The sequence below is a fragment of the Gordonia sp. Z-3 genome (assembly GCF_036233855.1).
Classification (GTDB): Bacteria; Actinomycetota; Actinomycetes; order Mycobacteriales; family Mycobacteriaceae; genus Gordonia; species Gordonia tangerina.
Genome location: NZ_JAZARS010000012.1, coordinates 134,373 through 160,231, shown reverse-complemented (window position 1 = coordinate 160,231; position 25,859 = coordinate 134,373). Strand labels below are relative to the sequence as shown.

Here is a 25,859-nt window from a genome sequence, read left to right as displayed (position 1 = left end):
CAGTGAGGACGTGGCCGAGACCGTGACGCAGCTCCTCCGCGAGCGCACCGACGACGACAACCTGGCGATCACCTACAACGACATGCAATGGTCGTGGCGGGAGTACATCGCGGCTGCCGAACGTGCCGCAGCCGCGGTCTTGACGCTGACCGACCGGTCACGGCCGCCGCATGTCGGTGTCCTACTCGGCAACACACCGGACATGCTGATCGCGCTGGCCGCGGGAGCACTCGGCGGCTACGTCACCGTCGGTCTCAACAACACCCGCCGCGGCGAAGGTCTGGCGGCCGACATCGTCCGCGCCGACTGCCAGATCCTCATCACCGATGCCGAGCATCGCCCGCTGCTCGCCGGTCTGAATCTGTCCGGGGTTCGTGTGCTCGACACATCGTCGCCGGAGTGGGCCACGCTGCTGGCCGATGCCGGCGAGCTGGTCCCGCTGAGCGAGCCGACCGCAATGGACACGTTCATGCTGATCTTCACCTCCGGAACCAGTGGTAACCCCAAACCGGTTCAGTTCGCGCACATGATGATTCCGTTCGCCGGACCGGTCCTGGCCGACAAGTACGATGTGGGACCAGGGGATGTCTGCTACCTGTCGATGCCACTGTTCCACTCCGCGGCCCTGATGGGCGGCTACTGCGTGGCGCTGTGTGGCGGGGCGGCGATCGCACCGGCGAAGTTCTCCGCGTCGACCTTCCTCGACGACATCCGGCGATACCGGGCCACCTACATGAACTACGTCGGGAAACCACTGGCCTACATCCTCGCCACCGAGGAGCGGTCCGACGACGCCGACAACCCTCTGCGCGTGGCGTTCGGCAACGAGGCCACCGACCGCGACATCAACGAGTTCTCCCGCCGTTTCGCATGCACGGTGTGGGACGGCTTCGGCTCCACCGAACTCGCCATCATCATCACCCGCGAACCGGGCACACCGGAGGGTTCCATCGGCAAGGGTTTTCCCAATGTGGCCGTGTACAACTCGGACACGCTCACCGAGTGTCCGCGTGCCGAGTTCGACGAGAACGGCGCACTGACCAACGCGGAGGACGCCATCGGCGAGCTGGTCAACATCGAGGGCGCCGGCATGTTCATGGGCTACTACAACGACGCCGACGCCACCAGCGAACGAATCCGTCACGGGATGTACTGGTCCGGCGACCTCGCCTACAAGGACGCCGACGACTGGATCTACCTCGCCGGGCGGACCGGCGACTGGATGCGGGTCGATGGCGAGAACCTGGCCGCCGGACCGATCGAACGCAATCTGCTGCGCATTCCCGAACTCAACCGGGTGGCCGTGTACGCGGTCCCGGACGAGCATGTCGGTGACGCGGTGATGGCGGCGGTCGTGTTGCAGGACGACGCGAAGTTGACACCCGAGTCGTTCGCCGAACAGCTTGCCGCACAACCGGACCTGTCCCCCAAGGCGTGGCCGCGGTTCGTCCGTATCGAGGATGACCTGCCCACCACTGCGACGAACAAGATCCTCAAGCGGGAGCTCAAGAAGGACGGACCGACCTCGACCGGCGGAACGTTGTGGGTGCGGGATGCGCGGTCCAGGGACTACCGGGTGGTGACCACCTCGGCGGCCGTGTGAGCGTGCGAATGCCCGTCGACCCCTCCGACCCGCGCAAGCCGCTTCCGGAGATCGGCTACTACGCACTCTCCCGGCACCCCGTCAACCCGGGTGAGCTGGTAGACGAGGCCGCCCTGGCGGATCGAGCCGGTTTCGGGACCGCATTCGTCTCCGAACGGTTCAACGTCAAGGACGCCGCCGTCCTCTGCGGGGCCATCGCGGCTGCGACCACGCGTATCGGGGTCGCCACCGCGGCAACCAATCACAACACCCGTCACCCGATCATCACCGCGACGATGGGGGCAACTCTCGCCGAACTCAGCGGCAACCGGTTCGCCCTGGGCCTCGGCCGCGGGATCGACGCGCAGTGGCAGATCCTCGATGTGCCGCCGGTCACCGGGGCGCAACTCGCCGATGTCGCCGAAGTTCTCCGCATCTTGTGGCGCGGCGAGATGATCGTCGGACACGACGGCCCGATCGGGAGCTTTCCGCTGCTGAATCTCGGCGTCTCGGTGACACCGGTACCGGTCATGCTGATCACCATGTCCCGCCGGACACTCGAACTCGCCGGTCGCATCGCCGACGGCGTGGTGCTGCACACCTTCTTTTCCGACGAGGCGACGCGTAGAGCCGTAGAGATCGTGCGCACCGCCGCCGAACGCGCCGGACGGGACCCGGCGTCGGTACGCATCTGGTCGGTCCTGGCCACCATCCCCGACGGACTCGGTGACGCCGAACGACTCCGTCGCCTCTACGGACGACTGGCCACGTACCTGCAGGGCTACCCCGATGTCCTCATGAAGGCCAATGACTGGGCCGCGGCAGATCTCGAACACCTGAGAGCGACGGACGCGTTCGTCGGCGCGCGCGGTCCGATTGACGCCACCGCGACCGACGACGAGATCCGGCAACTCCATGCGGCCATACCGCAAGCGTGGGTGGCCGACTCGGCGACCGGCAGCGCGGCACAGTGCGCCGCCACTATTGCCCACCAATTCGACCTCGGTGTCGACTCCGTCATCCTGCACGGGGCGGCCCCGTCCGAACTCCTCGACGTCCTCGCCGCGTATCGGTCCATCCGACCGGAACTGCCTGATCTCCCGGTCAATCCCGGACTCTGCGCGGCCTACGCGCGCGTCTCGATCGGTGACACTCGATGACCGGGAGCGGGGTGAGTCCATCGCCCTCGAAACCGGGGTTGATCCCCACCGATGTCGACGCGGTCACCGCCGACTTCCTCACCGGTGTGCTGCGTTCGGCCGGTCACGTGGCGACGGTGGCTTCGGTGTCGGCATCTCCGGTCGGTTCCGGTCAGATGGCCAGTTCGTTCCGGTTGTCGCTCACCTACGCGATCAACGACGCGACGCTCCCGACAACCATGGTCGCCAAGATCGCCACCGGCCCACTCGACCAACGCACGTTCGCAGTGGGCGCATTCCGCAACGAAGTTGCCTTCTACGCCGACATCGCCCCGACAGTCGACGTCCCCACTCCACGCGCATACGCGGCGGTGATCTCCGATGCGGGAAGCGAGTTCGTGCTGCTCCTCGAGGACATGGCCCCGGCGGAGCAGGGTGATCAGATCGCCGGCGCCGATCCGCAGGCCGTCACCGCGGTTGCCGTTGCCGCCGCCGGCCTGCACGCACCCCGGTGGTGCGATGAAACGCTGCTCACCGAAGCCGGCCTGAACTTGCCCACCGCCGAGGACGCGGACATGATGCAGGAGTTCCTCGTCCCGATGGCGGACACCTTCCGCGAGCGGTTCGCGCCGACGGGGCCGGACTCTGCAGCCCTCGACCATCTCGTGGCGCACGCACACGACTGGCTCGTCGCATCCGACCAGCCGTACACGATCATCCACTCCGACCTGCGGCTCGACAACATCCTGTTCGATCCGGACGGAACGGCCACGGTGGTCGACTGGCAGACCATTGCCGCCGGTCCCCCCTTGCGCGACATCGCATTTCTGGTCTCTACGAGTCTGTCGGTCACGGACCGGCGCGCTCATGAACGAGCCATCGTGAGCGCCTACCACGACGCACTGTGCACACGCGGGATCGCCGACTACTCGGCAGCGCAGTGCTGGAACGATTACGTCGACGGCCTGCTGCACACGCTGCTGCTGGTGGTGTTCGGCGCGGGCGCGGCGCAGCCCACCGAGCGTGGTGATCGCATGTTCGCGACCATGTTGTCGCGGGGTGCCGCAGCCGTCGCCGATCATGCGAGCGGATCGTCGGGGTGAAACTGGTGATCGGGGCGACCGGTTTCCTCGGCTCCCGGGTGACGCGGCAGTTGGTCGAATCCGGCGAACACGTGCGGGTTCTGGTGCGCGCGACCAGCAACACCCGGGCCATCGACGATCTCGATGTGGAGCGGGTGGTCGGCGACCTGTTCGACAGCGACGCGCTGGCGTCGGCGATGTCGGGCTGCGAGGTGGTGTACCACTGCGCGGTAGACGCGCGCGCCTGGCTCACCGATGGCTCGGTGTTGGATCGAACCAATGTTGACGGGGTGCGTTCGGTGCTTGACGTCGCCGCCCGTGCCGACCTGCGAAAATTCGTGTTCACCAGCAGCATCGCGACGATCGGACGCCGTCCGGACGCCATCGTCGACGAGACCGACGAGTTCAACTGGCACCACGAGGCGAACGATTACATCCGGTCCCGGGTCGCCGGCGAGGACGTCGCCCTGGGTTACGGACGCGACGGCCGGGTGCCGGTCGTCGCGCTGTGCGTGGCCAACACCTACGGCCCTGGCGACTACCTGCCCACCCCGCACGGGTCGTTCGTCGCGGGCGCCGCGCTGGGCAAACTGCCCTTCACCGTTCGCGGGATGCGCACCGAATCGGTGGGTGTCGACGATGCCGCCGCCGCGCTCCGTCTCGCCGCCGACAAGGGCCGCGTCGGCGAACGCTACATCATCGCCGAGTCGCAGATCGATCTCGACGAGGTCGTGTCCATCGCAGCCGGCATCGCCGGTCGTCGAGAACCCCGTCTGGTGTTGCACAAACCGACGATGTATGCGATCGGTGCGGTGGGCTCCTTGCGCAGCCGACTGACCGGTGCCACACCCAAGCTCAGCGTGCAGACCGTACGGCTGATGCACCAGATGTCGCAGATGGATCACCGCAAGGCGGTGCGCGAACTCGGTTGGGAGCCGGCACCGGTGGCCGATGCCGTGCGTGCGGGGGCGCGGTCCTGGCTCGACCTCGCGGCGCGGCGAACGGCTGCAGGTGCCGGCCCTTCGTGACGCCCACCCCTCACATCAGTTCGTGCCCAGCAACTCCGCGAGTTCGCTCAGCGTGTAGGGGGCGCTGTCCTTGTGGTCGCGGTAGGCGACGAACGACGCCTGCTGGGGCTCATAGCGCCCGATGAAACCGCCTGCTGCGGTGAATATTTGACCGGTGACGTGTCGTGCGGCGCCGCTGGCGAGGAACACGTAGAGCGCGGCGACGTACTCGGGCGGGGCAGGGTCGAGCGCCGCGTCCCGGGTCACCTCGTCGAGTATCCCTCGCCGATGCAGGCTCTCGATATGCGACACGTAGTCGTCACCGCTCGACAACCGCGACTTCGCACCGGGCATCACCACGTTCACCCGGACGCCACGGTCGGCGAGGTCGGCACCAGCGGCCAGCGCAAGGGCGTTGACCCCGCCCTTGGCCGCCGGGTAGCCACTGCCCCCGAACATCCCGAGCGAGGCCGCGGACCCGGTCAGGACGATCGACCCGGTCTGCTGTTCGGCGAAGACCCGGCCGGCGGCCTGCATCAGATGAAATGCACTCATCAGATGTGCGTCGAGCTGGTCACGGAACTCCTCGGCGCTGATCGACAGGATCGTCGATCCCGGCGGTTCGGCGATGCCGGCACAGTTGATGGCGATGTCGAGCGCCCCGAACTCCGAGAGCGCCGCATCGACCATCTTCTGGGCCACACCGTCGTCACCGGCCGACCCGACAACGCCCACCGCATAGCCACCACCGCCACGGATCTCGGTGACGGTCTCATCGACGGCAACCGGATCTCGACCGTTGATCACCACCGACACACCTCGTCCGGCGAGCGCGTATGCCACCGACAGACCGATCCCCCGGGTCGCGCCGGCCACCGCGGCAACGCGACCCGAGAGACTCAGGTCCCCCGCCCCCGGCCAGGGGGCGGTCACCGACTCGGGGTCATCAAACACCGCTACCCACCGGCGTGATCGGAATCGATCGCCCACGGTCGGTGAACTCGAAGTCGGCGCCCGAACTGAATCGCGCGATCGCCACCTCCCCTGACTCCTGGTGCGCGGCATCTCCTCTGCTCATCACGAACTCGGTGACTCCGTCGGCAGCGGTTGCCGACGACACCGCCCAGTATGCGTCCACCGCGGTCGCGATCGCCTGCAGCGGTTCGACGTGGTCGGCATCGAGAAGCGCGATCCAGCCGCCGTCGACGGCCGCATCCGACTCGGTGGGCACCACAACGATGACGTCGTCCCCCCGCACCTCGGCAGCCACCCCGGTGTAGGCGAGCGGACCGAGAACCGGATGCAGGTTGATCACCGTCGCCAGGGCCGACGCGTCGGCGCCCAGCGTCAGCGCCCGCCGCAGACGGTCGGCCGACAATCCCGCGATGCCGGTCAGCTGTTTGCGGTAGATTTCGCGCACCTGGGCCTCATCGGTCGCGTGCCGACGAACCGACCAGAGGAAGCCGAGCGACAACAGCTGGTGCTGCAGTGCGATCTCCTCGGCGATCCGGGCGAGCGCGGTGTGTGACCACTCCCGGAACTGGAGGTCGGCCAGCAGCGGTCCCCGGTAGTCGACCAGTCCGTCTGTCGCCGACGCGTCGATGGGGGTGAGCGTCACCGTCCCGGCTCGGGTGCCGAACATCTCCTGCGCATCGGACGGCAACGGCAGTTCGTCGCGGTCGTCCTCGATCGTCACTGTCCACTCACAATGCGGTGTACGACCTTCCGGCCGTCGCGGCGGCCGGTGGATCGGACGGATGCGCGCCCGACGGTTCGTGGCGATGGCAGTGGCGTCGAAAGTCGGGTCCTCGATGTCGTGGCACATCGTGGTGACGTAGTCGTCGCCCATCGGTTCCACGTCCATCAACGCGCCGCAGTGCTGCAGGAAGAAGGAACCGTGGTACTTGTCGGTCACCTCATAGCGAAAGTCCATGAACTGTGGTGGCGCACCGATGTCGAGTTGCAGACATTTGAACATGTCCTCGACGCCGTCGCCGTCGATGCCGAGAGCGGTGCGCATACGCTGGGTGTAGACGGGGCTGGCGGCCATCCACTCCTCGATGGCGACCTGCCCCATCACTTCTCGCCCGAAGGCGCTGATCAGGTGTGCCATACCACTGCGGTCGATCAACTGCCCGGAGAGCAGGAGTTCGGGCACCAAGACGGCGAGTTGCGACTGACTCAGACCTTGGTAGGCCGGGGCTGGAGTAGTCATCTCAGTGCTCACCAGAACCCGACGGGCGCCTTGCCGAACGGATACCAGCCCGGCTGATCGCCGGTGGCCTTCTCGATCCGCTTGAGCATGCCGTCACTCATCGCGTTGTTCTTCAGCATCTCGATGAACAGCGCCGACACGTTCCCGTAGTCGAAGAAGTCGCGCTGCCAGGAGAACTGGAAGTTACCGGCGTACTTGAACCAGCTGCCCTGAATACCCTCGAGGGCGTAGTTGGTGCCGTCCTCGCGGGTGCCCTGATACACCTGCTTCCAGAAACCGATCATGTCGCCGGTCTGATCGTCGATCACCCACGCCTGATACGGATACTCCCAACCTTCGAGGCCCTCCATCTCCTGGCCGAGTGCGATGTCGCGGATCTCGTCGCGTCCGACGGCCATGAAATCTTTGTCGGGGCCGTAATTCCACCCGTAGGTGGCGTCTTCGGTGTAGAACTCCGCCAGCGGTTTCCAGTCGCCGGCCTTCTCCGCCTCGACGTTGGCGTCCAGCCAACGCTGTTTCATCTCTTCCAGTTCGGCACGATCAAAAGGCATGTCGCGTCTCTCCACTCATTCGTCGTCCACAATCTTGAGGGCTTGTGTCGGGCAATACATGACCGCGGCCTCGACCTCGGCTCGGCGGCTCTCGTCTGGCTCCTTGTCGAGGATCTCGACGTGGTCGGAGTGCGCTCGGAAGACCTCAGGCGCCTCCATCTCGCACATGCCGTGCCCCTGGCACAGATCCAGATCCACTTCGACACGCATCGGCGCTCACCGCCTCCGGTACTTCACACGGCACGGCTGCTGCAGCTGGACGACCATCTTGGAATGATCATTGCGGTAGGTCTCCGACGGCTGCAGCATCTCGAACTCGTAGTTCTGGAACAGTACCGAGAAGATCGCCTTGAGCTGCATGATCGCGAACTGCGCCCCGACGCAACGATGGCGGCCGGCACCGAACGGAATCCACGTCCACCGGTTCACCAGGTCCTCCTGCCGGGGCTTGTCATAGCGATCCGGATCGAAGGTGTCCGGCTCGGGGAAGTCCTCGGGTAGCCGGTTGGAGATGGCCGGGGACACCGCGATCGACTGACCTGCCGTGATCTCGAAGTCCTCGATGTGAAAGTCGTTTTGCACCACACGCATCAGGATGATCAGCGGTGGGTGCAGTCGCAGTGCCTCCTTGAGCGCATTCTCCAGCTGCGGCATCTGCCGGGTGTGGGCGAAGGTGTACTCGGGCCGCTCGCCGTCGGGGGTGTCGCCGTAGATCTCGTCGAGTTCGGCGTACACGCGCCCCATGTAGTCGGGGTTGCGTAACAACTCGATCAGCGTCCACGCTGCGGTTCCTGAGGTGGTGTGGTGGCCGGCGAACATCATCGAGATGAACATCCCGGTGATGGTGTTGGCGTCGAATCCGACCTGGACGAGAACATCCATCAGGTCGCGATCTTCTTTGTTCTCAGTCGGATTCGCGATCCGCTCGTCCATCACGCCCTGGATGAACTCCACCAACTCGGCTCGGGCCTCGTCGCGCTTGCGGAAGCTTTCGATGTCGGCGTTGTAGTCGACGTAGGCGATCGGGTCGGTGCCCTTCTCCAGGTCGTGGAACAGGTGCGCGATGTGTCCGTTGAGCCGCTCGCGGAACTTGCGGCCGATCAGGCACGCCGACGACGTGTACAGCGTGAGTTCGGCGAAGAACTCGAGCAGGTCGATCTCGCCTTCGTCACCCCAGTCGGCGATGATGCGTTCGACCTCGTTCGGGATGGTCACCGCGTGCTGCTTCATGTGCGGGCCCTTGAGCGCCGAGTTGTGGATGGCCTTGGAGCGCTCTTCGGGGCTGGTGTCGAAGACGACGCCCTCCCCGAACACCGGCGTCATGAACGGGTAGGCGGCCGCCTGGTCGAGATCTTCTTCCGGCGCGCGGAAGAACTCCTCATTGGCAAGTGCACCGGAGACGAGGACCACCTCCCGGTCGGCGAGCTGGAACTGGCCCACATCGCCACACTCGTCGCGGACCCGCCAGAACAGTCCGATGGGGTCGGAGGCGAGTTCGTCGAGGTGGCCGTGTTCGCCGTCCCCGCCGGAGACGCGCTGGGGTTTGGTGAGTGCGGTCATGCGTCGGTTCCCTTCTTGGTCAATGCTCCTTCGGCCTCGATCTCCACCACGCGCATGTGCGCCCCGCGCGGCATCGCGACGATGGCGCCGATCCCCTGCGCAAGGTGTTCGGGGGCAAGGAAGTTCCCATGCCGAGCGAGGCCGTGTCTGATCCAGTCGTTGAGCATGGCGTCGGTGGATTTCTGATCCAGGTTCATACCCATGCCGGTGATGGTCTGGCCCGGCCGGATGATGCTGGCCCGCACGCCGGTTCCTTCGAGTTCCAGCTGCACGGTCGCGACCAGGCCGTCGATACCCGACTTCGCCGCCACGTAGGCCGACGACCAGGGTCGCGGATGCAGCGCCACATCCGAACCGATGAACACGAAGTCACCGCGTCCGCGTTCGATCATGTCCGGGACCACCGCACGGTAGATGCGGTGTGCGCCGACGAGGTGGATGTTCACCTGCGACGCGAACTCCTCGGGCGACGTCTCGTAGGAGAGTCCGATCGCGAGGTCACCCGCACCGGAGACCGCGATCTCGATTGGCCCCAGGGCTGCCTGCGCCTTCGCCACGCAGTCGACGACGGATTGTTCGTCGGTCACGTCGAGCGGGACCGCCACCGCCTCACCACCATTGGCGGTGATCTTCTCGGCGATCTCGTGGCACTTGTCCACGCGCCGGGCTGCGAGTGCGACCGGATAGCCTGCGTCGGCCAGATATTCGGCGGTCGCTGCGCCGATACCCGAGGACGCACCGGCGATCAGCACCGGTCGTCTGTCCGGATGAGGGATGAATGCCATCAGCGCACCTGCACTTTCACGGGTAGTTGGGCGAAGCCACGAACATTCACCGAGTGGACGCGGACGGCACGATCCATGTCGATGTCCACCGACTTGATGGTGCGAACCACCTCGGACAGACCGATGTTCGATTCGAGTCGCGCGAGGTGCGCGCCGAGACAGAAGTGGGTCCCCATGCCGAAGCTCATCAGCGCTTGGCTGCAGTCGCGGCCGATCTGGTACCGATCGGCGTTGTCGAAGACCTCGTCGTCCCGGTTGGCCGAACCGACGAGCAGCAGCACCCGATCACCCTCCGGGATGGTGATGTCACCGAAAGTGGTGTCGGCGGCGACTTTGCGCAGCACCATCTGCGTCGAGTTGTCGTATCTGAGGGTCTCCTCGGTCCAGTCGGGCACCATGTCCTCGTCGGCGATCACCTTGGCGAGTTCGGCCGGATTGCGCCAGGCCCAATACAGTGCGTTGGCAAGCAGTTTGGTCGTGGTCTCGTTGCCGGCGACCACCATCAGCACCATGAAGCCGACGATCTCGTCCTCGGTGAGGCTGGTCTTCTCGCCGGTCTCGTCGTCGTCGATCTCGGCGGCGATCAACGCCGACACCAGATCCTCGCCGAGATTGTTCCGGCGTTCGGCGATGAGTTCGGTGTAGTACTTGTGCAGTTCGATATAGGCGTAGACGGCGGCCTCGGGGATGTCGAGCACACCCTCTTCGCGATGCAGCAGCAGATCCGACTGCTGCCGCAGGAAGGCGCGATCGGCCTCGGGGACCCCCAGCAGTTCGGAGACGACGTCCATCGGGAGCAGGCCGGCGAAGTCCTCGACGTAGTCGAACTCGCCCATCTCGAGACATCTGTCCCAATGTTGCTGTGTCAGTGCGGTGATCCGATCTGTGAGGTCGTTGACGCGCCGTGGCGTGAACCCCTTGGACACCAGCTTCCGGATGCGCATGTGCTTCGGGTCGTCCATCGCCAAGAACGACATTGACTTGTGTGCGTCCGGCCCATACGACGACGGGTCCATCGACACGCCCCACGCGTTGGACAGGTTCACACTGTCGCGAAACCCCGTGCGCACATCGGAATGTTTGGCCAGCGCCCAGAAGTTCATCTCCGCGTTGTAGTAGACAGGCGCCTCGTCCCGGAGCCGAGCGTACGTCGGATACGGATCCTCGTGAAAGTCATAGGCATACGGATCGAACGGGACGAGATGCTCCATACCCGTCCCCGTGGCGGTATCGGTCATCACTTCTCCATCAGTAGGTGTGCTGCTGCGACCAGACGTTCGGATGTCTGCTCGTAGGACATATGCCCCATCCCCGCGTGCACCAGGCCACCGGCGTAGATCATCTCGAGTGCATCGAGCAGCGGACCCGGGTGCTCGGGGTCCACCTCGAGCGCCTCGGCGAGCCGGCGACGAATAAAACCGCCGATCCGCAGGCGCAGGTGCTCGACGTCCGGGTCGGTGCCCAACAGCGCCATGGTCACGGCGCCACCGAGCTGCCCCTCACCTGCCACCACCATCGAGACCTCACGCAGCACCTGGGCGACGCGCTCGGCCGGTGGCACCGACAGATCCGGCTCGGGCACACCCGCACTGAGGCGACGCCAGAACACCTCGGCGACCAGATGACTCTTCGACGAGAAATACGTGTACGCGGTCGCCGGGGCGACCCCCGCCAATTTCGCCACGGTGCGCACAGTGAGACCGTCGAAACCCTCGATGTTGAGCACCTCGACCGCCGCGTCGGTCAACCGGGTGACCGTCTCGGCCTGTTGCTGCGTCAGCCGTCGGCGAGTGGATTCCTGAGACACGGGACTGGACATGTGAGTCACGCTACACTAGGTTTGATCACGAGTCCAGACACCTGTCCAGATGGAGTTCCAGACCATGCCTCTACGCCCAGTGTCGTCGTCAGACCTGTTGATCGACGGCAAACTCGCTCCCGGCACCGGCGGCACTTTCGATGTGCGCAACCCGGCCACCGAAGAAGTACTCGGCCAGGCGGCCGATGCCACCGCCGACGACATGGACGCGGCGATCGCGGCCGCGCGCCGCGCCTTCGACACCACCGACTGGTCACGCGACCACGGGTTCCGCGCGCGCTGTCTGCGTCAGCTTCGCGATGCGCTGCTCGCCCACGGCGACGAGTTCCGCGAACTCGCCGTCGCCGAGGTCGGTTGCCCGACCTTCCTGACCTCCGGACCCCAATTCTCCGGCCCCGTCAACGATCTCGGCTACTTCGCCGACCTGGCCGAGTCCTACGAGTGGACCACCGATCTCGGCGAGGCGAAACCGATGGGCCTCAAGAACACCCGCGAAGTCCGGTACGAGGCGGTCGGGGTGGTCGGCGCCATCACCCCGTGGAACTTCCCGCACCAGATCAACTTCGCGAAGATCGGCCCCGCCTTGGCGGCCGGTTGCACGGTGGTACTCAAGCCCGCGCCGGACACCCCGTGGTGCGCGGCGTTGGTCGGCAAGGTCATCGCCGAGGAAACCGACTTCCCGCCCGGCGTCATCAACGTCGTCACCTCCAGCGATCACGCGCTCGGTGCGCAGCTCTCGACCGATCCGCGCGTCGACCTGGTCTCGTTCACCGGTTCCACCGCGACCGGCAAGAAGGTGATGGCCGGTGCCGCCGAGACATTGAAGAAGGTGTTCCTGGAACTCGGCGGGAAGTCGGCGTTCATCGTGCTCGACGACGCCGACATCGCGTCGGCCTGCTCGATGGCCGCGTTCAACGTGGTCACCCACGCCGGTCAGGGATGCGCCATCACCACCCGGCTGGTGGTCCCGCGCGAGAAGCTCGACGAGGCGATCACCGCGACGAAGAACGCGCTGGCGGGACTGCCCGCCGGCGATCCGAGCGACGCGGGAACCATCTGCGGACCGTTGATCTCGGCCGTCCAACGCGACCGGGTGGAGTCCTACATCGCGCTCGCCAGGAGCGAGGGCGGCACCATCGAGATCGGCGGCGGCCGTCCCGCCGACAGGGACAAGGGCTACTTCGTGGAGCCCACCCTGATATCCGGCCTGGACAACTCCGCCCGGGTCGCGCAGGAGGAGATCTTCGGGCCGGTGCTGGTGATCATTGCGCACGACGGCGACGATGATGCGATTCGCATCGCCAACGATTCACCATACGGCCTGTCGGGGGCGGTCTGGGGTACCGATCCGGACCGGATCAACAAGGTCGTCAACGGAGTCCGCACCGGGACCATGGGCATCAACGGCGGCATCTGGTACTCCGCCGACGTCCCGTTCGGTGGCTACAAGCAGTCCGGCATCGGTCGCGAGATGGGCGTCGCCGGATTCGAGGAGTATCTGGAGTCCAAGGCCGTGGCGACCCCGGCGTGACCCTTCGTGACGCTCGCAAGCTCGCTCCTCAGGGAACAGCAGGTGACGCTCGCAAGCTCGCTCCTCACCGACCAACAGATGACGCTCGCACAACCCACAACAGAAAGCAGCACAATGACTTCCGATAGTCGCAACCGTTTCGGAGACAAGACCATCATCGTGACCGGGGCCGCCGGCGGCATCGGTGAGGTCTATGCCCGCGCTCTGGCCGCCGAGGGCGCCAACGTCGTCGTCGCCGACCTCAACGACGACGCAGGTAAGCAGGTGGCCGCCGACATCAACGGTCTCTACGTCAGTACCGACGTCGCCGACGAACAGTCCGCGCAGGCGCTCGCCGCGGCGGCCGTCGACGCCTATGGCCGGATCGACGGTCTGGTCAACAACGCGGCGATCTACGGCGGGATGAAGCTCGACTTCCTGATCACCGTGCCCTGGGACTACTACAAGAAGTTCATGAGCGTGAACCTCGACGGCGCCCTCAACGTCACCCGGGCGGTGTACCCGCATATGACCGACGGCGGCGCGATCGTCAACCAGTCCTCCACCGCCGCATGGCTCTACAGCGGTTTCTATGGCCTGGCCAAAGTGGGTGTGAACGGCCTCACCCAGCAGCTGGCCACCGAACTGGGCGGACAGAACATCCGGGTCAACGCCATCGCGCCCGGCCCGATCGACACCGAGGCCACCCGCTCCACCACTCCCAAGGAAATGGTGGACGACATCGTCAACCGTCTGCCGCTCAAGCGGTTCGGGACACCGGAGGATCTGGTCGGCATGTGCTTGTTCCTGCTCTCCGACGAGGCCGGTTGGGTGACCGGGCAGATCTTCAATGTCGACGGTGGACAGGTCATCCGCTCATGAGTGACCCCGGCCCGGGACAGATCCGGCTCGGCTACGTCGGACTCGGCAACATCGGGGGTCCGATGGCCGCAAGCCTCACCGCCTGGTCGGACGAGCTCACGGTGTTCGACCTCTCCGCCGACGCGGTCGCCAAGCTCGTCGATGCGGGCGCCACCGCGGCGTCATCGTTGGTCGATCTCGCCACCCGTGCCGACATCATCGGCATCTGCGTGCTCAACGACGATCAGGTACGCACGGTCGTGTCCGGTGCCGGCGGGCTCCTCGAGGCCGCCACGCCCGGAACGATCATCGCCGTCCACTCCACCATCAGCCCTCAGACGGCCACCGAGTTGGCCGCCCACTGCGCCGACAAGGGCGTCACCCTGCTGGACGCACCGATCTCCGGGGGCGCGGCGGGTGCCGAGCAGCGGCGGCTGGCCATCATGGTCGGGGGTGACCGGGAGGCATACCTGCGGTTGAAGGAGCCTTACGCGGCGGTGTCGGACATGCTCGTCCACGCCGGCAACGACGTGGGCGCCGGCACCAAGATGAAATTGGCGCGCAACCTGATGCATTTCGTGGCGTTCACCGCGGCGATGGAGGCATCTCGCCTCGCCGAGGCCGCCGGGATCGACATCACCAAGCTCGGCAAAGTGGTTCGGCACACCGACGCGATCACCGGTGGGCCGGGTGCGATCATGCTGCGCGACACCACTGCCGACGTGGCACCCGACGACTTCTGGCACGACGTGCTGATCCCAGTCCGCGGGCTCGGCGAAAAGGATCTGACCCTGGCGCTGGAACTGGGACGCGAACTCGACGTCGACCTCCCCCTCGGCGAAATCGCGCTACGCGACTTCGCGGCGGAACTCGGTGTGCCACATCAGGAAGGAGAACAACGATGACGGCCCCACATGAGGCAGGTACAGACGGGTCGAGCCCAGACGAGACTGCCGACGCCCGGCGGCGAAAGGGCCTCGACATGATGTCGAAGGTCTACGGCTGGGAGATGTCCGACGGACCGGGCGACTTCTTCGCGCACACCTGCGATCAGGTGTTCGCCGAAGTGTGGACCCGCGAGGGGTTGTCCATCCGTGATCGTCGGCTGATCCTGCTGGGTGCGCTCGCCGCCGGTGGGCAGATCGACGTGGCCGAGATACAGGCCGGGGCAGCCCTGACCAACGAGGAACTGACTCCCGAGCAACTCGAGGAGATCGCGTTGTTCCTCTGCTACTACGTGGGCTGGCCGTTGGGCACCAAGATGAACTTCATGTTCGGCACTGTGATCGCCAATCATCGCAAGAACCAGAAGTAGCCCATGTCCGTCTCGGGCCGTGGACCTCGCCCGAGCCAGTCAGGAGCATCATGGAGTTCACCTACGAAGACCTGACGGCCGACGAGTACCACCACCGGGTTGCGGTGTACCAACCGCTCACCGCAGCCCTCCGCGAACTCGTCGACGCCGTCATCCGGACCGAGGTCGACGACGCGACCGTGCACTCGGCGACGGAAACGATCTCGGAGGTCACCGCAGCCTTGCGGGCACAGCAGATCCCCGGGGCCTACGGTGTCCGGCACACCGCCGAGGGTCGCGGAATGGCCTGGGGCAACGCGGTGATCGGCCTCCGCAACGCGATCGCGCCACCGCTGACGGTGGTCCGGGGCAGTGTCACCGATCCAGTGGTCGCCCACGCCGACGTGGAACTCGGCGCCGCATACGAGGGTCCGCCCGGTCACGTCCACGGTGGTGTGGTTTCTCTGCTGTTCGACCAGGTTCTCGGTGAGGCGGCGAGTATGACCGGCCTACCGAGCTACACCGGGACGCTCACCATCCGATATCTGCGGCCCACCCCGTTGGGGCCGCTGCGGATCGAAGCATTCACTCCAGAACGGGATGGCCGAAAGACGTTGGCCCGCGCGGCGATGCTGGTCGACGGGGCTGTCACAGCGGAGGCCGAAGGCCTCTTCATCTCACCGCGCGGGATGACTCCGCTGCACCCGTTTGCCGGCGAGTCCCGATGATGCGGCCGGCGTTCTCCCGCGGGTCACCGTCGCATGGCCCGCGCATCGACCGCTACGGTGCGCCCGGCGCCACGAAGGGCAGGCCGCGCGGCGCCCCGTCCCGCGCCAGATCCACCAGCGCGTCGACGTCGAGACACGTCTCCACGAGATCGCCGAGCACGTCGAGTCGCCGTTCTCGCGCGGCCCCGAAAGAGACGTCAGAAGCATTGAGCGACAGAGACTGCCGAAGAAACTCGTGCCGCAACTCGTCGCCCTCGAGCGAACCGTGCCACATGGTGCCGAAGACGCGGCCCGCACGTGCGCCGGCGAGGAACTCTTCGGCGCCTTCACCTCGGGTGATCCGCCCGTGATGGATTTCGTAGCCCGAGGCCGGCACGTCGCGCCACCGCCCCTCCGACAGCCGCAGTACCTTCGACGACCCGAAGGTGGTCTCGACGTCGAGCAGTCCCAGACCGTCGACCTCGGCCGGCGCACCTTCGATACCTTCGGGGTCGCAGACCGTGCGGCCGAGCATCTGAAAGCCACCGCAGATACCCAGCACCGGTCTGCCCGCCTGTGCGTGGTCGATGATCGATCGGTCGAGGCCGCGCTCGCGCAGCCAGGCCAGGTCGGCGATGGTCGATCGCGTGCCCGGCAACACCACCAGGTCGGCGTCGGCCAGCGATCGGGGATCCGAGGCGAACACGACGTCGAGGTCGGGTTCGATACCGAGCGCGTCTACGTCGGTGAAGTTGCTGATGCGGGGCAGCCGGATCACCACCACCCGTGCGCGCCGCCCGGTCGTCGTCCGTCGTCCTTGCAGGTCGAGGGCATCCTCGGAGTCCAACCAGATGTCCGGGTGCCAGGGCAGCGTGCCGAACACCCGGCGGCCGGTGACCCGTTCGAGATCGCGCAGGCCCCCAGCGAGCAGATCGAGGTCACCGCGGAACTTGTTCACGACGAACCCCGCAACCAATGCCTGATCCTCCGGCGACAGCAGGGCCACCGTACCGAGGAACGCCGCGAACACCCCACCGCGATCGATATCACCGACGACGACCGTCGGCAGATCGGCATGCCGGGCCAATCCCATGTTGACGTAGTCACCCGCCCGCAGGTTGATCTCGGCGGGGCTGCCCGCGCCCTCGGCGACCACCACGTCGAATCGAGTCGCGAGATCGTCGAAGGCGGCGTGTGCCGCCCGCCCGAGCTCGCGCCGTCCCTCCAGCCAGTCCGAGGAGTCGATCGCACCCCACGGCCGTCCCATCAACATGACGTGGCTGCGGCGATCGCTCCCCGGTTTCAGCAGGACCGGATTCATCGCCGCCTCCGGGGTGGCCTGCGCCGCCATGGCCTGCACCCACTGGGCCCGCCCGATCTCCACACCGTCACCGTCTGGACCGACGCACACCATCGAGTTGTTCGACATGTTCTGCGCCTTGTACGGCGCGACCCGCATGCCACGGCGCGCCAACGCCCGGCACAAACCGGTGGTCACCACGCTCTTACCGGCGTCGCTGGTGGTGCCCGCGATCAAGATGCCCGCCATCGAGAACTCCTCACCCACGAACCGGTCGCAGATCAGTAAACTCGACAATCAGCGTGAAGCACAAACGCTTTCATGTGACCGTCGGCAGAAGGGAAGCCCACGTGTCCGCAGGGACCCCACCAGCACGCGACGTCATCGAACCGATCGAGTTCACCGAACTGTCCGGCGGCAACGGCTGTTCGATCGTGAGCGCCACCCCGGGACCCGACCTCGTCGAACACGGCTACCGTGAGGGTGAGTACGCGGTCCGCGGTGTGGCGCGCGGATACGCGCCGTCGGGCGCCGACGGCGTGACGTTGCTCGATTCCGCCGCGTTCACCACGCGCGCCCTGCTCCGACGACCCGTCGCGGACACCGGTTTCAACGGCACCGTCGTGGTGGAGTGGCTCAATGTCAGCAGCGGCTCCGATGCCGCACCCGAATACACCTATCTCGCCGAGGAACTCCTCCGGAACGGCTACGCCTGGCTGGGCGTGTCGGCCCAATACACCGGAATCGCCGGCGGACACGGTTCGGTGGGAATGGCGATCGATGGCGGTCCCCGCAGTCTTGCCGCCAAGGACCCGGAACGCTATGGCGCACTGCGTCACCCCGGCGATGCCTATTGTTTCGACATCTTCGGTGCCGTCTGCGCCGCACTGCGCGCACCCTCCGACGACGGTCACCCGCTGAGCGGGTTGTCGGTGCGACGCGTGCTCGCCGCAGGCGAGTCGCAGTCGGCGATGGCGCTGACCACCTACGCCAACCGGTTCGCCGAGCGCCATGCGGTCCTCGACGGCATCCTCATCCACAGCCGCGCCGCAGCCGAGATGCCGTTCGGCGAGCCCGGATGCGGCGTCGACATCGACCAGGTCTTCCGCGGCGCACCCACCAGGATCGCCGAATCGGTGCCCATCCCGGTGTTCATGGTGCAGACCGAGACCGACGTGTTGACCAACTTCATGTCGGTGCGGTCACGTCAGCCCGACACCGACCGCATCCGGATCTGGGAGCTGGCCGGGACCTCGCACGCCGACCTGCACCAGATCGGCCCGTACGAATCCATGCTGGGCTGCCCGACACCGGTCAACCGAGGCCAACAGCGTTTCGTCCTGCGCGCAGCCCTGCACCACCTCAACGCCTGGGCCGCCGGTGGCCCCCCGCCGCCGATCGCGGCACCGCTGGCCGTCGAGAGCCTCGACACGAGACCACGATTCGTTCTCGACGAAATCGGCAACGTTGTCGGCGGGGTGCGTTCACCCAGCGTCGACGCGGCGACCCAGGTACTGCGCGGCATCGTCACCGGTGACGTCGTCCGCATCTGCATGCTCTTCGGTTCCACGACTCCGGCCGATCCCGGCCTGCTGGCGCGACGGTATCGCGACGCCGATGACTATCTGGCCCGGTACCGCTCGGCGACCGAGCAGATGATCGACAGTGGATTCGCCCTCGCCGCTGATCGCGACGAGATCCTCGCCGACGCGCGGCCGGATCTGGTGCCCAGCCGATCGGCCGTCGGCTGACCCGATGACCCCGTTCCATCCACGAGGACGTGTTCTTCGTTGACGTAGTCGCAGAGACGGGCCGACGGTAACGTCGATCGAGTGGACAACGACGTGTACCAGAACTCCGGATCAGCTCCGTTCGGAGCGGAGGAAGCCGACGCGGTGCGGCAGATGTGGAAGTCCCTGCATCTGCCCGGGCTGATCGACATCCACACCCACTTCATGCCCAAGCCGGTGATGGACAAGGTCTGGGCGTACTTCGATTCGGCCGGACCACTGATCGGACGGGAGTGGCCCATCACCTACCGGGCCGACGAGGACATCCGGGTCGCGGGCCTGCAGGGTTTCGGATTGCGCGGTTACTCGTCGCTGGTGTATCCGCACAAGCCGGACATGGCCGAGTGGCTTAACGGCTGGGCATCGGACTTCGCGGCGCATCACCCGGACTGCCTGCACACGGCCACCTTCTACCCGGAAGAGTCCGCACCCTCCTACATCTCGCACGCGATCCAGCGCGGCACGCAGGTGTTCAAATGCCACATCCAGGTCGGAGACTTCTCGCCGATGGACTCGCTGCTCGACGGGGTGTGGTCGCAGATCGCCGACAGCCAGGTGCCGGTGATCATCCACTGCGGGTCCGGGCCGGCGCCGGGCACTCACACCGGGCCCGAACCGATCGCCGCGCTGCTGCGCCGATTTCCGTCGCTACCGCTGATCATCGCGCACATGGGCACCCCCGAGTACGTCGAGTTCCTCGACCTCGCCGAGCGCTACCCGAACGTCCGCTTCGACACCACGATGTCGTTCACAGACTTTGCCGAGGAAAGTGCACCGTTTCCGGTCGACGCATTGCCCCGTCTGCTCGACGTCGGCGATCGCATCATGTTCGGCAGCGACTACCCCAACATCCCCTACCCCTACACGCATGCGCTCGAAGCGGTCGTGCGTCTCGATCTCGGCGACGACTGGGTTCGCGGCGTGTTCTACGAGAACGCCGCGCAGCTGTTCGGGATCGGCACTCCGTGAGGCGTGCGCTCAGAGCACCTGAGACAGGAAGTTGCGCAGCCGCTCCGACGACGCGTCGGTGAACAGCTGCTCGGGCGGCCCGGTTTCCACCACCGCGCCGTGGTCCATGAACAACACGTGATCGGAGACGTTGCGCGCGTAGCCCATCTCGTGGGTGACCACCACCATCGTCATCCCCTCCGCCGAGAGGTCCGCCATCAGCGCAAGGACCCCTTTGACGAGTTCGGGGTCCAGCGCGGAGGTGGCCTCGTCGAAGAACATCACCTGCGGTGACATCGCCAGCGCACGGGCGATCGCCACCCGCTGCTGCTGGCCGCCCGACAGATTGCCCGGCCGCACATCGGCTTTCGCGCGCAGACCGACGACGTCGAGTTGCCGCAACGCAACCTCGTGCGCCTCGTCTTTGCTCAACCCACGCAGCTTGCGCGGACCCAACGCGATGTTCTGCGCCACCGTCTTGTGCGGGAACAGATTGAAGTGCTGGAACACCATGCCGATGCGACGGCGCAGTTCATCGGGATTGTCGCGCAGCACCGAACGGCCGTCGAGCGCGATGTCACCCTTGTCGGGTTCGTGCAGCCGGTTGAGCACCCGCAGCAACGTCGACTTCCCTGACCCGGACGGACCGATGACAGTGGTGGTGGTGCCGGCGTCGACGGCGATGTCGACACCGCGCAGCACATGGTTCTTGCCGAACGACAGATGCAGATCGGTACCGGTCAGCGACACCGCATCGCGGGTGGTGGTCTCAGACACTGCTCAGCCTCTCTCGACGGCAGTCGGGGGTACCGGATCCTCATCTACCTCGACGGATCGGCCCGTCCGTAGCCGGGCGTCGATGTAATTGACCAAATGGGTCAGCGGAATGGTGAGCACCAGGTACACGATGCCCGCAGCCACCAGCGGCGACAGATTGCCGGTCTGGGCGTTGAGGTCACGTCCCACCGCGAACAGTTCGCGTTGACTGGCCAGCAACCCGAGGAAATAGACCAGCGAACTGTCCTTGATCAGGGCGATGAATTGGTTCATCAAGGCCGGAAGGACGCGGCGCACACCCTGGGGCACCACGACGAGCCGCATCGACTGCCGGTAACTGAAGCCGATGGCGCGTGACGCCTCCATCTGCCCGTCGTCGACGCTCTGGATGCCGGAGCGGAAGATCTCGCCGATGTAGGCCGCAGAGAGCAAGGCGAGCGCGACCGCGCCGAGCCAGTACGGATTGTTGCCGGTGATGCCACGCACCACCGGGCCCACTCCGAGCCCGACGATGAGGATCACCACCACCGCGGGCAGGCCGCGGAAGATGTCGGTGTAAATCCGGGCCGGCCAGCGCAGCCAGCGGGACCGGGAGATGCCCGCGACCGCCAGCAGCATGCCGAGGATGGTGCCCAGCACCCCGGAAACCAGCGACAGGATCAGCGTGTTGACCAGGCCGGTCTTGATCAGGTCGGGGAACGACTCCTTGTACAGCCCCCAGTCGAAGAATGTCGCGCCGAGTTGTTCCAGGGTGCTCTTCGGTGCGGTGTCGCCGGCAGCGGTGTCGTCGGCATTCTCGCGGGCGATCGCGGCGAAGTCAGGCAGTTCGGGTTCCGGCGCAGCCTTACTGCCCGGTTTCCAGCCGTCGGGTAGCTCGCGCGGAACCCAGTCGGCGTACAGGTCCGCATAGGTGCCGTCGGCGATCACCGCGTCCAGACCGGAGTTGAGGGCCTCGGTCAGATTGGGTTTGTTCTTGCCGATCGCCCAGGCGATGAAGTTGTTGACGCTGAATGTGTTCTCCACGATCGACGCGTTGTCGCCGGGCTGCACCGACCCCTCGGCCTGCTGCGACGGCGCCACCCAGGCATCGATCTGCCCGGCCTTCAGGTTCGCGTAGGCGGTGGCGTAGTCGGGGAACTTGACCGGGTCGAGCCCGAGCGTGTTGACGACGTAGTCGTCCTGCACGGTGCCCTGCACGACGCCGATCCGCACGGAATCGTTCAGGTCGCCGAAGCCTTGGACCGCACCGCCGTCCGGCGCGACGAGCGAGAAGTAGCCGAAGTCGTAGCCGTTGGTGAAATCGACGGTTCGGCGACGCTCATCGGTCGTGGTGATCGACGACGAGCCGACATCGAAGCGGTTGGTGGCAACCTGCGACAGCAGCCCGGCGAACTCGGTCCCGGCGAACTGGATCTGCAGGCCGAGCTTGGCGGCCACCGCTTTGAGAAGCTCGTTGTCGAAGCCGGTGAACACGCCCTGGCCGTTGACACAGATGCTCGGACCGGCGTCGGACAGGGTGCCCACTGACAGCGTGCCGGGCGTGAGTAGCTCGAGCTGACTCACGTCGATCTGGTCGATCGGCGTGGTGGTGGCTGTGGTGAAGCGGTCTTCGCCGCCCTGCTCGGCGGCCGCAAGGTTGAGCGGAGCCGCCGACGCCGACTCGACGCCGGGCGGCGCGCAGTTGTCGGTGGGAGCGGCAGCTGCCCGCGGCATTCCGATCAGGCCCGTCGTCGCGAGCACTGCGGCGACGATCAGCACCACCGTGACGCGTAGGGGCCGGGAGAGGGGTGTCACCTCTGCACAGTAGCGAGCACGGTCACGCGACCACTCATGCCCGACTCATCGCGCGCGAAAGTCGGCCTACGCCGAGGAGCGCCCCGCCATCCGAGCCCGGACCTCCGGCCGTCGCAACGGCGGCACCGTCTTGGGCGGTTGTCGCCGCTCGGGGAGCGCGTCGAGGAGTTCGTGCGTGGTCTCGGTGACCTTGCGCACAGCCTCCTCGAATGCCTCGGCGTTGTTCGCCGACGGGTGCCGGATGCCGCTCACCTTGCGGATGTACTGCCGGGCGGCGGCTTCGATCTCTTCGTCGGTCGCCGCGGGCTCCAGACCACGCAGTTCGGTGATGTTGCGGCACATGGAGGGCTCCCCCTGTTGGCGGGTCACTCGGCGACCTTGACGACCGCCTTCCCCAGGATCCGCCCCTGCGCCAGATCGGTCAATGCCTTGGGCAGTTCGTCGAGGGAGTAGGTCACGTTGACCTGCGGACTCATCCCGGCATCGATCATTTCGGTGAGCTCGTCGTGCAGCAGCGCCGGCAGATCGGGGTGGGTGCGCACATATTCGCCCCAGGCCGCGCCGACCACCGAGATGTTGCGGAACAGCACCCGGTTGAGCTTGACCGTCGGGATACCGCCGGCCGCGAAACCGATCACCACATAGCGGCCGTCCGGCGCGACCTGGCGCAGCGCCTCGTCGAACACCTCACCGCCGGAGGGGTCGAGCATCACGTCGACACCCTCGGGTGCGATCTCCTTCAGCTTGGTTCCCCAACCGTCCTCGAGCTGCACGATCTCGTCGGCCCCGGCGCTGCGCAGCAGTTCGTCGGCTCCCTTGCGGTGCACGATCGCGATGACCTTGGCGCCCATCGCTTTCGCCACCATGATCGAGGCCGTGCCGACACCACCCGCGGCGCCCAGCACCCCGACGATCTCGCCCGGCGCGGTTTGGGCGCGCACCTTGAGGGCGAACAGCGCGGTCTGGTAGTTGATGCCCATCGCGGCACCCTGATCGAAGGTGATGCCCTCGGGCATCGGCAACAGTTGCCCGGGCGACGCGGCGACCTGCTCGGCGAACCCGCCCACGATCGAGGCGACGAGCACCTTGTCGCCGGCCTTCACCGAAGACCCCTCGGGGGCCTCGCGGACCACGCCAGCCACCTCGGTGCCGGGCGTGAACGGCGTGGGCACCCGCAGCTGATACTTGCCCTGACTCATCAGTAGGTCGGGGAAGCACACACCGCACGACTTGATATCGACCAGGACCTGCCCGTCGGCGGGTTTGGGGTCGTCGACGTCGGTCAGTTCGAGTCCTTCGGGACCGTTCTCTGCGGTCAGCACCTGTGCTTTCATAGGGCTCACCCTACTGTGCGCCGGGGGTCGACCGGATAGGATCTGCCTCATGACCGGATCGTCGACGCGGATGTCCGCAGCACCTTCTCCCGAACGTCTCGAGGTGGCCGAGCAGGCCCCCGGTTTCATGCCGCTCGACGAGGCGCAGACCCTGTTCGAGATCGCCGGAGAGTATCTGTCACAGCCGAATTCGACCCGGATCGGGGTGGAGATCGGTACCTACTGCGGTAAGTCGACGGTATTCCTGGGTGCGGCGGCCGAGTCGGCGGGGGCAACGATCGTGACCGTCGACCACCATCGCGGTTCCGAGGAACACCAGCCTGGCTGGGAATACCACGACACCTCGCTGGTGGACCCGCACACCGGCACCCTGGACACCTCGGCACGATTCCGACGCACCATGTACGACGCCGGGCTCGAGGGCACGGTCATCGGCATGCTCGCCGGATCGGCGACAGCAGCGAAGGTGTGGGGTAAACCCGCCGACTTCGTGTTCATCGACGGCGGCCACAGCATGGCTGCCGCGCAGAACGACCTCGACGGCTGGGCCCCGTGGGTCCGCATCGGTGGCGCCTTACTCATCCACGACGTGTTCCCGAATCCCGCGGACGGTGGCCGCCCGCCGTTCGAGATCTACCAGCAGGCGCTGGCCACCGGTCAATTCACCGAGGTCCGCGCCGAGGGCTCGCTGCGCGTGCTGCGTCGCGACGCCGGCACCCCCGGCGAGCCCCTCCCCCACCCCTAGCCACGCACGGCCGGTTCCTCCCCCGGGTATCACCAGACTCTCCACGAGTTCAGAGGGGGTCTGGCGATACCCGGGGGAAGAACCGTCACTGGACAATGCCGGCCGCCCGAAGCGCAGCGATCACCCTGGGATGGAGCACCTTTGGCCGTCGCGCGTCGGACCATGTCCAACGAACGACCTGTGGCCCTGTGGCTCGAATCGCGTCCTCACGCAGCTTCTCGTCGTAGATGACATCCTCGGGCAAGCGGTCGTCAGCGAACGGCTTCGTACGGTGATACTTGAAACGCCCGTCGAACTCGCCGACCACTCGGAGCCGCCCGCTGCGATCACGCCAGCCGAAGTCACCGCGTACCGTCTGTCGGCGCCCCCCGAGCTCGACCTCGATCTCAACTTGCAACTCAGGAACGGGGATCAAGGGACAGTCGGCCAACCCGACACGACTCACGGTTTCACCAACACTCTCCGACAGGCCGTTGGCCAACACCAACGCCGACCGCAGCATCGCAATGCCGCGTCGGCGGGACAGGAGCTTGAGCTGCGTGTCGAGTTCGGCTGTCGTCACACCGAGGTGAAGCCCCGAGTCGAGGACGCAGACTGCCTGCACGAGGGTGCCCATCCGCGCAACGTCGCACACCGATCGAGCCAGCGATGTCACCTGGGTGTCGTCGACGACGACGATGTCGGATTCGCGTAACGCCGCTTGATGGATGATGCCGCGTTTGATGTGCTTTCCCGTTGTGGTGGAGGTGAAGTGGACCAGCGAGAAGTCCGGGTTCAACATCGGGATGCGATGCATGGCTGCCGCCGAGAAGTGGCTGGCCGTGCGATTGGGGCCACCGTTGAGCGACGCCGCAATCACCGTGGCGCGGTATCTTTCCAACTTGGCCGCGTATGACAGCGTCGATTCGTCTCCGGCAACGGGTAGATAAGCTCCGTGCCAGACCCGCTGCGAACTTCCGGCATGCACCTCTCGGTTCAGCTCGCTGTCGGTCCGGCCGGCACGGATCGCGTCTGCGCGGAAGACGAGATCGCGGGGACCGATGTTGTTCTTGTCCATGG

26 protein-coding genes are annotated in these 25,859 nt (G+C 66.3%); 12 read left to right on the top strand and 14 right to left on the bottom strand.

Annotated features, from left to right (window positions below; all coding sequences use genetic code 11):
* The first annotated feature begins 10 nt into the window (after positions 1-10).
* The 4 genes from fadD1 to VX037_RS15535 are packed head-to-tail and all read left to right on the top strand — an operon-like array spanning position 11 to position 4,831.
* The gene (gene fadD1 / locus VX037_RS15550) at positions 11-1,603 is read left to right on the top strand and encodes a fatty-acid--CoA ligase FadD1 (RefSeq protein WP_235723533.1); all 1,593 of its coding nucleotides are present in this window, start codon (positions 11-13) and stop codon (positions 1,601-1,603) included.
* An 8-nt stretch (positions 1,604-1,611) separates the two neighbouring features.
* Positions 1,612-2,742: a TIGR03857 family LLM class F420-dependent oxidoreductase gene (locus VX037_RS15545; protein WP_328714844.1), complete on the top strand. Its 1,131-nt coding sequence runs from the start codon at positions 1,612-1,614 to the stop codon at positions 2,740-2,742.
* On the top strand, positions 2,739-3,824 hold the full coding sequence (locus VX037_RS15540; protein WP_235723531.1) for an ecdysteroid 22-kinase family protein: 1,086 nt from the start codon (positions 2,739-2,741) through the stop codon (positions 3,822-3,824). Before VX037_RS15545 ends, VX037_RS15540 begins: the two co-directional genes overlap by 4 nt.
* Positions 3,821-4,831 (top strand): NAD-dependent epimerase/dehydratase family protein, encoded by a 1,011-nt coding sequence (locus tag VX037_RS15535; RefSeq protein ID WP_328714843.1) that lies wholly within the window; start codon positions 3,821-3,823, stop codon positions 4,829-4,831. The genes VX037_RS15540 and VX037_RS15535 overlap by 4 nt, the downstream gene beginning before the upstream one ends.
* Before the next feature lie 15 nt (positions 4,832-4,846).
* On the opposite strand, the gene VX037_RS15530 is transcribed toward VX037_RS15535, so the two are convergent.
* The 8 genes from VX037_RS15530 to VX037_RS15495 are packed head-to-tail and all read right to left on the bottom strand — an operon-like array spanning position 4,847 to position 11,740.
* On the bottom strand, positions 4,847-5,743 hold the full coding sequence (locus VX037_RS15530; RefSeq protein WP_235723598.1) for an SDR family NAD(P)-dependent oxidoreductase: 897 nt from the start codon (positions 5,741-5,743) through the stop codon (positions 4,847-4,849).
* A 13-nt stretch (positions 5,744-5,756) separates the two neighbouring features.
* Positions 5,757-7,025, bottom strand: a complete 1,269-nt coding sequence (locus tag VX037_RS15525; protein WP_328714842.1) for a hypothetical protein — start codon at positions 7,023-7,025, stop codon at positions 5,757-5,759.
* 8 nt (positions 7,026-7,033) lie between these two features.
* Positions 7,034-7,576 (bottom strand): nuclear transport factor 2 family protein, encoded by a 543-nt coding sequence (locus VX037_RS15520; RefSeq protein WP_328714841.1) that lies wholly within the window; start codon positions 7,574-7,576, stop codon positions 7,034-7,036.
* 15 nt (positions 7,577-7,591) lie between these two features.
* Positions 7,592-7,786 carry a ferredoxin gene (locus tag VX037_RS15515; protein WP_235723527.1) on the bottom strand — a complete coding sequence of 65 codons (195 nt, stop codon included), beginning with the start codon at positions 7,784-7,786 and terminating at the stop codon, positions 7,592-7,594.
* A 6-nt stretch (positions 7,787-7,792) separates the two neighbouring features.
* Positions 7,793-9,136, bottom strand: a complete 1,344-nt coding sequence (locus VX037_RS15510; protein WP_235723526.1) for a cytochrome P450 — start codon at positions 9,134-9,136, stop codon at positions 7,793-7,795.
* Positions 9,133-9,921 carry an SDR family oxidoreductase gene (locus VX037_RS15505; protein WP_235723525.1) on the bottom strand — a complete coding sequence of 263 codons (789 nt, stop codon included), beginning with the start codon at positions 9,919-9,921 and terminating at the stop codon, positions 9,133-9,135. The genes VX037_RS15510 and VX037_RS15505 overlap by 4 nt, the downstream gene beginning before the upstream one ends.
* Complete coding sequence (locus tag VX037_RS15500; protein WP_235723524.1) at positions 9,921-11,159, bottom strand: cytochrome P450; 1,239 nt, start codon at positions 11,157-11,159, stop codon at positions 9,921-9,923. The genes VX037_RS15505 and VX037_RS15500 overlap by 1 nt, the downstream gene beginning before the upstream one ends.
* Entirely contained in the window at positions 11,159-11,740 is a 582-nt protein-coding gene (locus VX037_RS15495; protein ID WP_235723523.1) for a TetR/AcrR family transcriptional regulator, read from the bottom strand. The genes VX037_RS15500 and VX037_RS15495 overlap by 1 nt, the downstream gene beginning before the upstream one ends.
* Before the next feature lie 64 nt (positions 11,741-11,804).
* Between VX037_RS15495 and VX037_RS15490 the strand changes: the two genes are divergently transcribed.
* From VX037_RS15490 to VX037_RS15470, 5 genes are all read left to right on the top strand, one after another.
* Positions 11,805-13,271, top strand: a complete 1,467-nt coding sequence (locus VX037_RS15490) for an aldehyde dehydrogenase (RefSeq protein WP_235723522.1) — start codon at positions 11,805-11,807, stop codon at positions 13,269-13,271.
* A 114-nt stretch (positions 13,272-13,385) separates the two neighbouring features.
* Entirely contained in the window at positions 13,386-14,132 is a 747-nt protein-coding gene (locus tag VX037_RS15485) for an SDR family oxidoreductase (RefSeq protein WP_235723521.1), read from the top strand.
* Positions 14,129-15,016, top strand: a complete 888-nt coding sequence (locus VX037_RS15480) for an NAD(P)-dependent oxidoreductase (RefSeq protein ID WP_235723520.1) — start codon at positions 14,129-14,131, stop codon at positions 15,014-15,016. The genes VX037_RS15485 and VX037_RS15480 overlap by 4 nt, the downstream gene beginning before the upstream one ends.
* A 77-nt stretch (positions 15,017-15,093) precedes the next feature.
* Positions 15,094-15,426: a carboxymuconolactone decarboxylase family protein gene (locus VX037_RS15475; RefSeq protein WP_235723597.1), complete on the top strand. Its 333-nt coding sequence runs from the start codon at positions 15,094-15,096 to the stop codon at positions 15,424-15,426.
* Between the two features lie 50 nt (positions 15,427-15,476).
* Entirely contained in the window at positions 15,477-16,133 is a 657-nt protein-coding gene (locus tag VX037_RS15470) for a PaaI family thioesterase (protein WP_266061639.1), read from the top strand.
* 52 nt (positions 16,134-16,185) lie between these two features.
* Here VX037_RS15470 and VX037_RS15465 read toward each other — a convergent pair whose 3' ends face one another.
* Positions 16,186-17,661, bottom strand: coding sequence for a cobyric acid synthase (locus tag VX037_RS15465; protein ID WP_287015356.1), 1,476 nt, complete (start codon positions 17,659-17,661; stop codon positions 16,186-16,188).
* A gap of 101 nt (positions 17,662-17,762) precedes the next feature.
* Here VX037_RS15465 and VX037_RS15460 point away from each other — a divergent pair, with 101 nt between their 5' ends.
* Both VX037_RS15460 and VX037_RS15455 read left to right on the top strand, forming a co-directional pair.
* Positions 17,763-19,163: an alpha/beta hydrolase domain-containing protein gene (locus VX037_RS15460; protein ID WP_287015355.1), complete on the top strand. Its 1,401-nt coding sequence runs from the start codon at positions 17,763-17,765 to the stop codon at positions 19,161-19,163.
* Between the two features lie 153 nt (positions 19,164-19,316).
* Positions 19,317-20,171, top strand: coding sequence for an amidohydrolase family protein (locus VX037_RS15455; RefSeq protein ID WP_266061676.1), 855 nt, complete (start codon positions 19,317-19,319; stop codon positions 20,169-20,171).
* Positions 20,172-20,180: 9 nt separating this feature from the next.
* Here the strand turns inward: VX037_RS15455 and VX037_RS15450 are convergent, their stop codons facing one another.
* From VX037_RS15450 to VX037_RS15435, 4 genes are all read right to left on the bottom strand, one after another.
* Entirely contained in the window at positions 20,181-20,927 is a 747-nt protein-coding gene (locus tag VX037_RS15450; RefSeq protein WP_266061641.1) for an amino acid ABC transporter ATP-binding protein, read from the bottom strand.
* A 3-nt stretch (positions 20,928-20,930) separates the two neighbouring features.
* Complete coding sequence (locus tag VX037_RS15445; protein WP_235723595.1) at positions 20,931-22,640, bottom strand: ABC transporter substrate-binding protein/permease; 1,710 nt, start codon at positions 22,638-22,640, stop codon at positions 20,931-20,933.
* 147 nt (positions 22,641-22,787) lie between these two features.
* The gene (locus tag VX037_RS15440) at positions 22,788-23,063 is read right to left on the bottom strand and encodes a DUF2277 domain-containing protein (protein ID WP_235723515.1); all 276 of its coding nucleotides are present in this window, start codon (positions 23,061-23,063) and stop codon (positions 22,788-22,790) included.
* Positions 23,064-23,086: 23 nt separating this feature from the next.
* Complete coding sequence (locus VX037_RS15435) at positions 23,087-24,055, bottom strand: NADPH:quinone oxidoreductase family protein (protein ID WP_328714840.1); 969 nt, start codon at positions 24,053-24,055, stop codon at positions 23,087-23,089.
* 49 nt (positions 24,056-24,104) lie between these two features.
* Between VX037_RS15435 and VX037_RS15430 the strand changes: the two genes are divergently transcribed.
* Positions 24,105-24,800 (top strand): class I SAM-dependent methyltransferase, encoded by a 696-nt coding sequence (locus VX037_RS15430; protein ID WP_235723513.1) that lies wholly within the window; start codon positions 24,105-24,107, stop codon positions 24,798-24,800.
* Positions 24,801-24,885: 85 nt separating this feature from the next.
* Here the strand turns inward: VX037_RS15430 and VX037_RS15425 are convergent, their stop codons facing one another.
* Positions 24,886-25,857 (bottom strand): hypothetical protein, encoded by a 972-nt coding sequence (locus tag VX037_RS15425; protein ID WP_266061643.1) that lies wholly within the window; start codon positions 25,855-25,857, stop codon positions 24,886-24,888.
* Positions 25,858-25,859 lie beyond the last annotated feature (2 nt).